This is a genomic window from Paenibacillus polymyxa (genome assembly GCF_001719045.1).
In the GTDB taxonomy this organism is placed as follows: Bacteria; Bacillota; Bacilli; order Paenibacillales; family Paenibacillaceae; genus Paenibacillus; species Paenibacillus polymyxa_B.
Genome location: NZ_CP015423.1, coordinates 3636734 through 3649465 on the forward strand (window position 1 = coordinate 3636734; position 12732 = coordinate 3649465).

At 46.9% G+C, this 12732-nt stretch carries 12 protein-coding genes; 9 read left to right on the forward strand and 3 right to left on the reverse strand.

The window, feature by feature from the left end:
* Nucleotides 1–39: 39 nt before the first annotated feature.
* Complete coding sequence (locus tag AOU00_RS16255; protein WP_069291095.1) at nucleotides 40–2232, forward strand: alpha-galactosidase; 2193 nt, start codon at nucleotides 40–42, stop codon at nucleotides 2230–2232.
* A gap of 24 nt (nucleotides 2233–2256) precedes the next feature.
* The gene (locus AOU00_RS16260; protein ID WP_069291096.1) at nucleotides 2257–3690 is read left to right on the forward strand and encodes a PTS transporter subunit EIIC; all 1434 of its coding nucleotides are present in this window, start codon (nucleotides 2257–2259) and stop codon (nucleotides 3688–3690) included.
* A 194-nt stretch (nucleotides 3691–3884) separates the two neighbouring features.
* On the opposite strand, the gene AOU00_RS16265 is transcribed toward AOU00_RS16260, so the two are convergent.
* Both AOU00_RS16265 and AOU00_RS16270 read right to left on the reverse strand, forming a co-directional pair.
* Entirely contained in the window at nucleotides 3885–4376 is a 492-nt protein-coding gene (locus AOU00_RS16265; protein WP_069291097.1) for a DinB family protein, read from the reverse strand.
* Between the two features lie 134 nt (nucleotides 4377–4510).
* A complete protein-coding gene (locus tag AOU00_RS16270) occupies nucleotides 4511–5125 on the reverse strand; it encodes a superoxide dismutase (protein ID WP_023986992.1) in 615 nt (204 codons plus the stop codon).
* Between the two features lie 521 nt (nucleotides 5126–5646).
* Between AOU00_RS16270 and AOU00_RS16275 the strand changes: the two genes are divergently transcribed.
* From AOU00_RS16275 to AOU00_RS16305, 7 genes are all read left to right on the forward strand, one after another.
* Nucleotides 5647–6072, forward strand: a complete 426-nt coding sequence (locus AOU00_RS16275) for a GNAT family N-acetyltransferase (RefSeq protein WP_069291098.1) — start codon at nucleotides 5647–5649, stop codon at nucleotides 6070–6072.
* Between the two features lie 131 nt (nucleotides 6073–6203).
* Entirely contained in the window at nucleotides 6204–6788 is a 585-nt protein-coding gene (gene lepB, locus AOU00_RS16280) for a signal peptidase I (protein WP_069291099.1), read from the forward strand.
* A 93-nt stretch (nucleotides 6789–6881) separates the two neighbouring features.
* Nucleotides 6882–7319 carry a ribonuclease HI gene (gene rnhA, locus AOU00_RS16285; protein ID WP_023986996.1) on the forward strand — a complete coding sequence of 146 codons (438 nt, stop codon included), beginning with the start codon at nucleotides 6882–6884 and terminating at the stop codon, nucleotides 7317–7319.
* Between the two features lie 95 nt (nucleotides 7320–7414).
* Nucleotides 7415–9163, forward strand: a complete 1749-nt coding sequence (queG, locus tag AOU00_RS16290; RefSeq protein ID WP_069291100.1) for a tRNA epoxyqueuosine(34) reductase QueG — start codon at nucleotides 7415–7417, stop codon at nucleotides 9161–9163.
* 105 nt (nucleotides 9164–9268) lie between these two features.
* On the forward strand, nucleotides 9269–9523 hold the full coding sequence (locus AOU00_RS16295; protein ID WP_013308742.1) for a YneF family protein: 255 nt from the start codon (nucleotides 9269–9271) through the stop codon (nucleotides 9521–9523).
* Between the two features lie 54 nt (nucleotides 9524–9577).
* Complete coding sequence (gene folE, locus AOU00_RS16300) at nucleotides 9578–10171, forward strand: GTP cyclohydrolase I FolE (protein WP_013308743.1); 594 nt, start codon at nucleotides 9578–9580, stop codon at nucleotides 10169–10171.
* A 164-nt stretch (nucleotides 10172–10335) separates the two neighbouring features.
* The gene (locus AOU00_RS16305; protein ID WP_069291101.1) at nucleotides 10336–11181 is read left to right on the forward strand and encodes a lipoate--protein ligase family protein; all 846 of its coding nucleotides are present in this window, start codon (nucleotides 10336–10338) and stop codon (nucleotides 11179–11181) included.
* 20 nt (nucleotides 11182–11201) lie between these two features.
* On the opposite strand, the gene AOU00_RS16310 is transcribed toward AOU00_RS16305, so the two are convergent.
* Nucleotides 11202–12581, reverse strand: a complete 1380-nt coding sequence (locus AOU00_RS16310) for a Fe-Mn family superoxide dismutase (RefSeq protein ID WP_061831533.1) — start codon at nucleotides 12579–12581, stop codon at nucleotides 11202–11204.
* Nucleotides 12582–12732: the final 151 nt, after the last annotated feature.

The window sequence follows — 12732 nt, forward strand, 5'->3', positions numbered from 1 at the left end:
TTTTGGAAATCGTATTATTGGCTCTATAAGGGGGTTGCTATGGCTATACACATCGATAAAGAGAAGCTTTTATTCCATTTACAAGGCAGCAATACGAGTTATGTCATGCAGGTTATACGAGATGGTTATTTAGCCCATCTGTATTGGGGAAAGAAAATTCAGAACTATCGGGGAAGCAATAAAATCATCTTTATGGATAGAGGATTTTCACCCAATCCCGATGGCTCGGATCGAGCCTTTTCACTGGATACTATCCCGCAAGAATATCCGTCATTTGGAAATAGTGATTTCAGGATTCCTGCGTATCAGCTTCAATTGGAGAATGGTTCTACAGTGACAGACTTTCGCTATAAAGAACATCGGGTTTACCAAGGCAAACCAAAATTGAAAGGGCTTCCTTCTACTTATGCAGAGGATGATGGCGAAGTAGAAACTCTGGAAATCGTCCTTGAAGACCCATTAATTAATGTAAAGGTTGTACTATCCTATAGCCTATATCAAAAGCGGGATGTCATTACCCGTTCAGTCCGTTTCGATAATGAAGGTCGGCAGCAGCTAAAACTGCTTAAAGCGTTAAGTGCTAGTGTGGATTTTCGTGATGATGAATATGAACTAATTACCTTGTACGGTGCGCATAATAATGAAAAAAATATAGCAAGGCGAAAAATTTTACCTGGAATTCAAATGGTAGACAGCTGCCGTGGAGCCAGCAGCCCTCAACAGGCACCCTTTATGGCACTTGTAAGAGAAGGAACAGATGAAGAACAGGGTGAAGTGTACGCCTTTAATCTGGTGTACAGTGGGAACTTTACGGCCCAGGCTCAGGTAGATTCCTATCGGAACACAAGAGTCACGATGGGGATTAATCCTTTTGATTTTACATGGCTGCTTGAACCTGAGGAATCGTTCCAAACGCCTGAAGTGGTCATGGTATACACCGAAAATGGCTTGGGCGGCATGTCGAGAATTTATCATGAATTATACAGGAACAGATTATGTCGTGGGCCTTTTCGTGACAAAGAGCGGCCGATCCTGATTAATAACTGGGAAGCCACTTACTTTAACTTTGATGCCGACAAGATTGAGCAGTTGGCGAAGGAAGCTCAAAGTGTAGGAGTGGAACTGTTTGTATTGGATGATGGGTGGTTTGGAAAACGGGATGATGACAATACTTCATTAGGCGATTGGGTGGTGGATCGTCGCAAACTTCCAGATGGATTGCTGGATCTTGCAAACCGCATACGAAATCTGGGTATGGAGTTTGGTTTGTGGTTTGAACCTGAAATGGTATCCATAGACAGCGATTTATACAGAAAGCATCCCGATTGGTGTATCCATGTCCCTGATCGTCCGTATACGTTGGGAAGAAATCAACTGATGTTGGATTTATCGAGGAAGGAAGTGTGTGAGTACATTATTAAGTCGGTTTCCGATATTTTATCGGACGTTCCAATTACTTATGTAAAATGGGACATGAATCGTCACATGACGGATGTGGGTTCGGCAGCCGTGCCACCTGAGAGACAGAGGGAGACTGCGCATCGTTATATCTTGGGACTCTATCGTGTTATGGAAGAGCTTACATCAAGATTTCCCCATGTCTTATTCGAGAGCTGTTCTAGTGGAGGAGGCCGTTTTGATGCCGGCATGCTCTATTACATGCCTCAGACCTGGACGAGTGACAATACGGATGCCATTTGCCGACTGAAGATTCAATGGGGAACAAGTCTTGTCTACCCTCCGATTACTATGGGGGCACACGTCTCTACGGTACCCAACCATCAAGTGGGTAGAATAACTCCCTTGGAGACAAGAGGTTATGTCGCCATGGCCGGGAATTTTGGATATGAGCTGGATCTGACGACATTAACCGTTGAGGAAAAAGAAATAGTAAAAAAACAGATAGCTCTATATAAAGAAATTAGATCGCTCATTCAATTTGGGAAGTTTTACAGAATAATTAATCCGTTTGATGAAAATGAAGCCGCATGGAACTTTGTGTCGGAAGATCAAACGGAAATGGCGGCCAGCTATTTCAAGGTTTTATCCCAACCCGCAGCCGCGATTAAAACGTTAAAATTCAAAGGTTTGAATCCAGACTACGTTTATAGAAATGTAGAAACCGGTGAGCTGTTCGGCGGTGATGAATTAATGCATGTCGGCATAACGCTTGCCAGGGTAAAGCAGGACTTTTTAGGCATGTTCTGGAGATTTGTTAAAGAAGACATCTGATTCAGCTAGAGGGGGTTTTACTAGATGGAAGCAAAAGAAAAGCAGTATAAGCAAATTTCTCAAGAAATTTTAAAATATATCGGTGGTGAAGACAACATTATCGGTGTGGCCCATTGTGCCACCAGATTAAGAATTGTACTTGAGGACAATGAAAAAGCGGAATTAAAAAAGATTGAAGATATTGATCTGGTTAAAGGCGTTTTCATAGCGGGGGATCAACTACAGATCATTTTTGGAGCAGGGTTGGTCAATAATATCTATGCCGTATTTTCCAAACTGACCGGAACGGAAGATATGTCATTAAGTGATGTCAAAACGAAGTCCGCACAAAGGCAAAATCCTTTTCAAAAAGCCATTAAATCGCTGTCAGATGTCTTCATTGAGATCATGCCGGGAATTCTTGCCGCCGCATTGTTAATGGGGATAACCGGGCTATTAGGTCAGAAGGGGTTATTCGGTCCTAAATCGATTGTGGAGATGTATCCAATTTTTCAAGGGATCAATCGCTTCGTTCAAATCGTTTCTACGGGTATTTTCACCATCCTGCCGCTGCTTGTTGTTTATTCTGCAACCAAGAGATACGGCGGTCGTCCGATTCTGGGGCTTGTGCTGGGTGCGATTATGCTTCATCCGGCACTAGCGGATGCCTTTGAGGTAGCTAAAGGAAGTCAAAATCCGGAATCGATCAGTCTTTTCGGCCTTCCCGTACAGTTGGTTGGATTTCAGGGTGGTATTATTATTGCTCTAATGATGGGATATGTGGTAGCCAAGTTGGATCAGTTTTTTAACAAAAAGGTTCCAGACATGATTAAACTATTTTTGGCTCCGTTGTTGACGGTCTTTGTTTCTTCCCTGCTATTGTTTACCATTATCGGCCCTCTTGGGCGAGAGTTAGCTAGTCTGGTGACTGTTTCGCTGCTTTGGATGACGCAAAACCTAGGAATATTCGGTTTTATGTTTTTTGCAGGCATTCAGCAGATCATTGTTATTACAGGCTTACATCATGTTATGGGTGCGGTAGAAGCGCAGTTGTTAACCGATACAGGCAGAAATTTTATCAACCCGTTGGCATCAGTAGCTTTGATGGCTCAAGGGGGCGCCGTTTTGGGGTATATTCTTTTGAATCGCAAAGACACCAAGGTTAAAGAAATGGGTTACTCTGCATTCGGGTCTGTACTTTTTGGAATCTCGGAACCAGCGATCTTTGGGGTCACTTTAAAGTATAAGTTCCCCTTGGTTGCTGGATGCCTCGGAGGAATGATTGCGGGAGCATATGTATATTTAAGCAAGCTGACAGCCATAGGATTCGGAACCACGGCTCTTCCCGGCTTTGCAATTGCCGCGTCAGAGAACCATGGTCATATGAATTATCTTATCGCTCATCTTATTGCCCTGTTATGTGGAGCATTATTTACATTGGCTTACGGTGCTTTCAAGAGTAAGAGGTCAACAGTCTGAACCAAGAGAATATTGATAGGTTGAAAAAACTTAATCAGTTATAATCAAGCTTTTATGAAAACGGTTAAAAGAAGAGAATATTCGTGGAATAGACCAGAGAGTATAGATGAAAAAGTAAAAGAGCCGTCCTCAGTCGTTAAAAACGACCGGGGACGGCTCTGAGTCACATGAATATATTTGTATGTTCGTTAAAGCTAATCGATTCCACTATCGCTTTCAATCAGCCCTTTGCCGATTACATTGGCCGAAACCGGAGGCTTGCCTAGCTCCCGAGACCATATGGACAACTGCCCAATATGGTGGATTTGGTGGGCAATGACATGCCGCATCACCTCGCCCCACGCATCAATTACAATCCTGCCGTCCGGGAGGTGATCTTCGAATCTTTTCCGTTCCAGACCATCATGCCAGGCGAGCACGAACGGCTCGACATCGAGTCGAAACTTTGCATCCAGCTCACGGACTTTGTTGAGCGTATCATAGAGAGAGAAGTCCTCTTGAAAGTCGGGTTTGCCCTGAATCGTTTGAATCCAGCTCCACTCTACATCAACGATATGAAAGAGTGTCTTTAGAATGCCGCCGACTCCGCCGACGCGTTGTTTCAGTAATTCCTCCTGCGACACCTCTTCACACCAGCGGTACCATTGTTCCCGAATCATCCAGTTGTAACGAAAAAAAGTCTGCATCCATCAACCTCCAGAGCTGTATTTGAGAATCATCTCCACCAGTTTACCATGGAATGCCAAAAGGGCTGTCTCATTCGTAGAAAATCTACTTTTGAGACAGCCCTTTATTATAGGATAGAGATGTTGTTACTGGCTTATTTCTTTGCAGCCGCGTAACGTTTGTTTACTTCATCCCAGTTGATTACATTGTAGAATGCTGCAATGTAGTCTGGGCGTTTGTTTTGATATTTCAGGTAGTAAGCATGCTCCCAAACGTCCAGTCCAAGTACCGGAGTCAGACCTTCAGACAGCGGGCTATCCTGGTTTGGAGTGCTAGTGATCGCCAGTTTGCCGTCTTTGCCGACAACCAACCAAGCCCAGCCGCTACCAAAACGTGTTGTAGCTGCTTTAGTGAAGTCTTCTTTAAATTTGTCGTAGCCGCCCAGCTCGTTGCTGATTGCTTCAGCAATAGCACCTGTCGGTTGTCCGCCGCCGTTAGGACCGATAACTTCCCAGAACAGGCTGTGGTTGTGGTGTCCACCACCGTTGTTGCGAACCGCAGTGCGGATGCTTTCAGGAACGCTGTCCAGATTGGAGATCAGATCCTCCAGGCTTTTGCTTTGCAGTTCAGGAGCGCTCTCTAGAGCTGCGTTTAAGTTCGTTACATATGTGTTATGGTGACGATCATGGTGAATTTCTACTGTCAGTGCATCAATGTGCGGTTCCAGTGCGTCTTTTGCGTAAGGAAGTTCTGGTAATTGAAATGCCATAGTAAAATCCCTCCTGGTTATATGGTTGGGTAAGTGTTCCTATGTAATAATACCCTCGATAGTTATATTAAACCGCATTCAGCCTATTTTATCAACATTTTTGTTTGTAAAATAGCAAACTGGGCAATACGGCCTGGTAGCTAGCATGTCCAAAAACCCGATTGGAATACACAATACATAGGTAATAAGAGGTAAATTGTGAACTTTAAAATGTAAACGCTTTATATACAGCGCTTACATGAGAAAAAGGGATGTATTCCGTCAAAAAGTATGGTTTAATGGTCAAGGAAGCAGAAATTTCGGCTTTTTTGTCGTCTGCTATAATCTGTCATGTCTATGACATGACGAACTTGAGGGCATATACCCTTTTCCTGTTCTTCATTTCATATATAGCAGATCGTATGCATTTTTATCATAATGCCTTGTGATTAACACCATGATAAGAAATTTAAGGATTTATGTAAAAATGACGGTGCTGTCTCAATTTTTTTATTATGCTTACGAAAAGGGAGATATTACTTATGCACGTTCGTTCCTTTCAATTAAGTGATGTGAACTCAGTAACGGAACTCATGCAAATTGCCTTGTCAGAGGAGTGCTACAAAGAGACGGTGAGTGCGTTTGCCCGTCAGCTTTCGTGGGATTCCGGTTTGATCATCGTTGCAGAAGAAGAGGGAGAGATCGTTGGTGCTTTGATCGGCACGATGGATCAGAATGATGGTTGTTACTATCGTATCGCTATTCACCCGGATCGTCGTCGGATGGGAATCGGCAAATCGCTTGTGGAGTCCATGGAGCAGCGTTTTCAGCAACGTAAGGTTAGCCGTATTTGGGTAGCAGGGGACAAGCATAACAGTGCGGCCATGCCTTTGTACGAAGCGATGGGCTATGGAGCAAGCCAGATTTTACAGGCTTTTCAGAAGCTGAGTATTTTGGCGCCTCATTAATCGGGAATCGAAATAAAGAGAATTGAATAATATTAAGTATAATATTTACATTTAGAGCATATCTGAGTAACCGTTGCAATCGGGTACGGGATATGCTTTTCTATTTATAACAGGGTTGAGGAGGTTTAATTATGGACGCTTTGGCTCCTTCGTCAGGCCCGCTTCCCTCACCGGAAACGTCCAAACAAGCAGGCCGCTCTGGTTACATACGCGATTGGTTAGTCACTCTGCTGATCGCCATGGTCGTCTTGCTGCTTCTGAACCTGTTCGTATTTAACTTGTCCACGGTCAGAGGACACTCGATGCAGCCGACGCTAATGGAAAGCCAGCATTTGTTCGTTAACAAGCTGGTTTATAATTTTCATGATCCGGGCAGGGGGGACATTGTGATTTTAAAAGATCCCGATTCCAAGCTGTCGAGCCCAAGATTTTTAGTGAAAAGAGTCATAGGTATTCCCGGAGATGTAATCCGAGTTGAACATAATCAATTGTATGTGAACGGTGAGCTGCTAAATGAACCTTACACCAACTCTAACGTGGAGGATGGTGATTATGGTCCCTTTACGGTGGAGCCGGAGCACTTTTTTGTCATGGGGGATAATCGCCATATTGCAGCAAGCAAGGATAGCCGCTATTTTGGCAGCATTAAATCTCAAGATTTACTGGGACGTGCAGAATTTATATTTTGGCCGATATCTGAGTGGAAATGGCTATAGAGCAACTATAGTCTGAAATCAATGCGGAACACGTCCAAACCGATCAGGACCATGACGGATCAGGAGGTTACCGATGAGGAAAGGAAGAGGATGATGAAAGAAGTGATGGTATATACCGACGGTGCTTGTTCTGGAAATCCGGGCCCTGGGGGCTGGGGGATCGTTTTGCTGTATGGGGAGCATCGTAAGGAGCTGTCAGGTGCCGAGAAAATGACGACAAACAACCGTATGGAGATCAAGTCTGTGATTGAAGCACTGAAGCTGCTCAAGGAGCCTTGCCATGTGAAAGTACACAGTGACTCTGCCTATGTCGTCAATTGCTTTAAACAGGGCTGGATTAAGAATTGGCTTCGTAATGGCTGGCGCAACAGTAAAAATCAGCCAGTGGAGAACAAGGAACTATGGGAAGAACTGTGGGAACTGATGGGTAAGCATGAGGTTGAATATGTGAAGGTTAAGGGGCACAGTGACAACGAACTGAATAATCGCTGTGATTTTCTGGCGACCAGTGCTGTTAAAAATTTACGGTAGCATCTGCTGCTGTTTTCTGTTGAAATTTGAGATATGGGATTTTTGCAAATCCTCATATCTGTAATGATAAAAAGTAGAAGAGAGGTGAGTATCGGATGCAACGCGGATTGACTCAGACGGCTGCCGGAACCGCTTCGACTTGGGCTGCGCTCAAGCAGGAAATTATTGAGGCAGCTCCAGGGCTGGGTATCGACTCCATCGGGTTCGCATCCGCCGACCCCTTTCTGTCTCTGAAAGCTATATTGGAAGAGCATCGTGCGAAAGGCTATGAATCCGGCTTTGAGGAGCCAGATATTGATAAGCGGATCTACCCGGAGCTGTATGGCTCACAGCCTGCATCTCTGATTGCTATTGCGGTGGCGTACCCTTCTAAAATGAAGGACCCGCCGAAGTCGGACAAGGGGAAGTACCGTGGTATTTTGGCGCGTTCAGCCTGGGGGAAAGATTATCATCTGGTACTACGCGAAGCGATGGAAAAGCTTGAGGCTTTTATAAGTGAGCGGGTGCCTGATGCCATATTGAAAAACATGGTGGATACCGGAGAACTGTCGGATCGAGCCGTTGCGGAACGCGCAGGGATTGGTTTTAGCGGCAAAAATACGATGATGATTTCACCGACGCTGGGATCATGGATTTATCTAGGTGAGCTGTTGACGAACATTCCTTTCCAGCCAGATGAACCGGTAACGGATGGTTGCGGCGAGTGTACCAAATGTTTGGATGCCTGTCCTACGGGCGCGCTTGTGGGTCCTGGGCAGCTGAATGCCCAGCGGTGTGTGTCCTTTTTGACGCAAACGAAGGGCTTTCTGGATGAGGAGTTTATGCGGAAGATAGGGAATCGGCTGTACGGATGTGATACCTGCCAAATGGTATGCCCCAAAAATCGGGGTCTCAACTGGGATCACCATCCCGAGCTTACACCCGATCCTGAAATTGTGAAGCCGTTGCTGCTGCCGTTATTGGATTTGAGCAACCGTGAATTTAAAGACCGATTCGGTCAAAGTGCAGCGGCTTGGCGGGGGAAGAAGCCCATTCAACGCAATGCGGTCATTGGACTGGGCAATTTCAAGGATATCAGCGCGGTGCCCAAATTAACGGAGGTTTTATTGGATGATCCGCGTCCCGAGCTGCGAGGCACGGCGGCGTGGGCTTTGAGTCGAATAGGAGGAGAAAACGCTATGACAGCGATCAAGCAAGCATCAGAGAAGGAACAACATGAGCAAGTACGCGAAATGATCGCGCAAGCGCATTCCAAACTAGAGGAACAAGAGCAGGCAGAACAGCAAAAGGCGTCTGAATCATCAAAATCAGAAGTAACGGCCGAGGACTCGCAGGGTCCAACTACGATTTATTATGATGAAATGGAGACACCTGTGGGCACGTTGACGCTGTGCGCTACAGATCGGGGGCTGTGCCGAATAGACTATGGCGTTTTTCATGCGAGGGAAGCACTGCTTCAGCAATGGGCCCGGACATGGATTGGGGAATATGTCTATGTGCAGGAACCTGACAAACTGCGCGAAGCCGCAGATCAACTGCGTGAATATTTTGCGGGAGAACGACGGGAATTTAGTATAGCCTATGATTTGAGAGGGACTCCTTTTCAAGAACAGGTATGGCGTGCACTGCAAAATATTCCGTACGGGCAAAGTGTGTCCTACAAAGATATTGCGGAATCGATCGGCCGAGCCAAGGCGGTACGTGCTGTTGGGGAAGCAAATAATAAAAATCCGTTACCCATCCTGTTTCCATGTCATCGGGTATCGGGTGAAAACGGAAGTTTGGTCGGTTATGCTGGAGGCTTGCCAGTCAAGACGAAGCTGCTGGATTTGGAGAAACAATAAGGACATATGTTTGCAAAAAGTGATTTGCTAGCTGTCCCATGTTTTGCTATGATAGGTTCGTGCAATTCAAGATGTTTCATATAAATATACAGAGGTGACGACTTCGTGGTGTGGAATATTGTCATTCCGATTATTACCCTGATTGCTGGTTTGGTTGGGGGATTTTTCATCGGTGCTTATTATCTTCGTAAACAGCTTGAAAAGATGCAAAACGACCCTGAAACGCTGCAAAAAATGGCCAAACAGATGGGTTATAACCTGAATGGGAAACAAATGCAAAAAGCCCAGCAGATGATGAAGAACCAACAGTTCTCCAAAAATCAGCCTGGTCCGCGTAAAAATCAGGGCCGTCGGAAATAATGAGCAACGTGAGCACGGATGCCGCATGAGGTTGCTGCATAGAGGAGGATTACTGTGGCTGGCGTAAAAGATTATATTAACCGCAAAGCTGCGGATAACCGGGATAAAATCGAGTACCATGTGGAGCAGATTTTACAACTGATCGGTGAGGACCCCAAGCGTGAAGGGTTATTGGAAACACCGGCACGCGTTGCGCGCATGTATGAGGAAATATTTGCGGGTTATGAGGTTGATCCCCGGGATGCGTTGGGTGTGACATTTGACGAGAATCACGAGGAGCTTGTGATCGTGAAGGACATCGTTTATTACAGCCAGTGTGAACACCATATGGCTCCTTTCTTCGGAAAAGTGCATATCGGCTATGTACCCAGCGGCAAAATTGTAGGACTGAGCAAGCTTGCACGTCTGGTAGAGGCAGTGACCCGCCGATTGCAGGTACAGGAGCGTATTACTTCACAGATCGCTGATATTTTAAATGAAGCAGTCTCCGCTCACGGGGTTATGGTGGTCGTGGAAGGCGAGCACCTGTGCATGTGTGCAAGAGGTGTCAAAAAGCCTGGTAGCAAAACGGTAACGTCTGCGGTACGTGGTACGTTTCGTGATGATGCAGCACAGCGCGCAGAATTTCTGTCGCTGCTCAAGGATTGATCGAACATCGCAAGACGTTTATGTGATGAACAAAAAAACTGGTGGTTTACGCATAGGCGTAGCCACCTTTTTTTGTTAACATCAGAAATAGAGACGACGGGATAGCCGCCTTAAAATTACGATTAGCCTGGATAACAGTTATTTTTATAGATAGGGGATAACGTATGGAGAATGTACATAGATCAACAGAAAAAACAACAGCTTTGCCTGAGTTGCAGTGGTTTGAAGCGCCACTCGCGGCCACTCAGGAGGACGTTTTGTCTCCGCTGGCTTGGGAGGAGCTGGCCTGTCGGCAAGTAGGGAAAGGAGCTGCACCCATTTTGCATCTTTGGCGGCATCCGTCAGCGCTTGTGATCGGTCACCGGGACCGCAGGCTTCCCTACGCCCCGCAGGCGATGGAGCGAGTGCGCAGCGCGGGAACCTCGGTATGCGTACGCCCCTCGGGTGGAGCAGCCGTCATGCTGGACAGGGGGGTGCTGAACCTGTCCTTGATCCTGCCGAATCCACAGCGGGCCATCAGCCTGCATGAGGATTTCCGGCTCATGGCAGCGCTAATTGCCGATGCGCTGGTTCCGTGGTCTGGCGAGGCGCAGACCGGAGAAATCCCCGGGTCCTTCTGTCCCGGGGATTACGATGTCAGCGTCCGAGGCCGCAAGTTTTGCGGCATTGCACAGCGGCGCCAAGCCAAGGCGTATATCATCACAGCTTTCGTGATGATTGAGGGCAGTGGTGTAGAGCGTGCACAGGCGGTACAGGAGTTCTACACAGAGGCATCCGGAGACACGTCGGCAGGCGTGCAGCAGCAGGATTACCCCCGGGTGAATCCAGCAACGATGGGTAGCCTGGCAGAGCTGGCTGGAGTGCCGTCTGTTGAGGCGTACACGGCATCTCTGCGCCGTGTCGTTGAGAGCCGGACAACCATTGTACCTGCCGATGGCTGGCTGGTACAACCGGAAGGATTGACCGAACAAATGGCAGCACTCAGAGAGCGATACGATTTGCAGGTGTAGTTTTTCTTTAGCTTAGAAGCTTAGAAGGGTTGCCATCTCAGTTTGGAGGCTTGGGTATAGCGCTCTGCAACCTCTGGCCAGTTAACGACATGCCACCAATCTTCAATGTATTTGTTGCGTTCGGCCTGATGCTTTAAGTAATATGCATGTTCCCATACATCTAGCGCCAGCAGCGGAATGGACTCCCATTGAGTCAGATTCTGGTGCTTTTCGGCCTGCAAAATTTCAAGTCGTCCCGCGCGTGGACTCCATACCAGGATAGCCCAGCCGCCACCCTCGACCTTTTCGGCTGCCGAACTGAATTGCTTTTTGAATGCCTCGTAGCTGCCAAAATCCTTTTTAATCTGTTCAGCCAGCGGGCCGCTTGGGTTTCCACCACCTTGAGGACTCATGATCGTCCAAAAAAGAGTATGCAGATAATGGCCTGCGCCGTTGAATGCCAGTTCTCGTTCCCAATGCTTTACGAGGTCAAAATCACCTGTTTTTCGGGCTTCTTCCAGTTTCTTTTCCGCTTTATTCAGGTCATTCACATAGCTCAAATGATGCTTGTTATGGTGAATACGCATTGTTTTCTCATCAATATACGGTTCAAGCGCATTATAGGGGTAGGGGAGCGGCGGTAGCCGATGTCCCCCAATAGGAACCGACCGGCCGATTGAGTTTTTTTCCTCTGCCGAAGGTTGCGCCTGGCTGGACTTGACGCCTTTAGTCGTCCATGCGCCTTCTCCCCTTATGCCTGCCTGCCGTTCTCGAAACGCTTCCTCTGGGTAATTCTCACCCTCTGTAGCTACATGATACAACCTAGCAGCCCTTGCGATGGAGCCAGGTTCCTGAAAGGGGGTTGTTGAGATCAGGAAATATTGGCTTTCATGTGCCGCGTGTAATACAACTCCGGCGGATTTTGGTTGCTGACGCAATGCGTGACTGTGCTCGCTTAGCAGCCCGAGCTGCCGTACATACTCCTGTGACTGACGGTTTGCGGTTTGCAGCAAATCGTCTAATCGACGATTTAATTCTTGTGAGTCAAGCTGAGAGTTTGAGGCTGACTCTGATAATGGCATCTTTACAGATGATGATGCGTCTAATCCTCTTGACTGTTTTGAATGTTCAGTGAATTCGTGTGTATGTGCTTGTGGAGCAGCCGACATCTGTTTCCACTCCTGATGCCACGCCTGATCTGCCGGATCGAGTGCGCTCCGTTGCTCTTCAAGCAGCTCTATGGCGGTGCGTTCCGTCTGTTCGAATACAGTCCGCCAATCATCAAGCAGCTGCACATATGCAGGCTCCAGTCCCTCGGTAGCGGATTTAATCACTTCCACATGCCAACTTTCCTGCTGCTTCCAATGCCGAATTTCCTCCAGCACACGTAAGGGCAGGAAAGACCCATAAGTACTCAGCATCGTTTTTTACCTCCCGTATCCCACTATGGCTATCCGGCCGATCTGATAGATCTGCCCTGGATGCATACGTACCCAGTATATTCGCTGTCTCATCAGGAATATGTCTACGAACTCCCTTAATCCGGTCACATCTGTTAGGTAAAACAATGAA

Coding starts and splice junctions, on each gene's coding strand:
- AOU00_RS16255 (WP_069291095.1), top strand. CDS start 40: ATGGCTATACACATCGATAAAGAGAAGCTTTTATTCCATTTACAAGGC.
- AOU00_RS16260 (WP_069291096.1), top strand. CDS start 2,257: ATGGAAGCAAAAGAAAAGCAGTATAAGCAAATTTCTCAAGAAATTTTA.
- AOU00_RS16265 (WP_069291097.1), bottom strand. CDS start 4,376: ATGCAGACTTTTTTTCGTTACAACTGGATGATTCGGGAACAATGGTAC.
- AOU00_RS16270 (WP_023986992.1), bottom strand. CDS start 5,125: ATGGCATTTCAATTACCAGAACTTCCTTACGCAAAAGACGCACTGGAA.
- AOU00_RS16275 (WP_069291098.1), top strand. CDS start 5,647: ATGCACGTTCGTTCCTTTCAATTAAGTGATGTGAACTCAGTAACGGAA.
- lepB (WP_069291099.1), top strand. CDS start 6,204: ATGGACGCTTTGGCTCCTTCGTCAGGCCCGCTTCCCTCACCGGAAACG.
- rnhA (WP_023986996.1), top strand. CDS start 6,882: ATGAAAGAAGTGATGGTATATACCGACGGTGCTTGTTCTGGAAATCCG.
- queG (WP_069291100.1), top strand. CDS start 7,415: ATGCAACGCGGATTGACTCAGACGGCTGCCGGAACCGCTTCGACTTGG.
- AOU00_RS16305 (WP_069291101.1), top strand. CDS start 10,336: ATGGAGAATGTACATAGATCAACAGAAAAAACAACAGCTTTGCCTGAG.
- AOU00_RS16310 (WP_061831533.1), bottom strand. CDS start 12,581: ATGCTGAGTACTTATGGGTCTTTCCTGCCCTTACGTGTGCTGGAGGAA.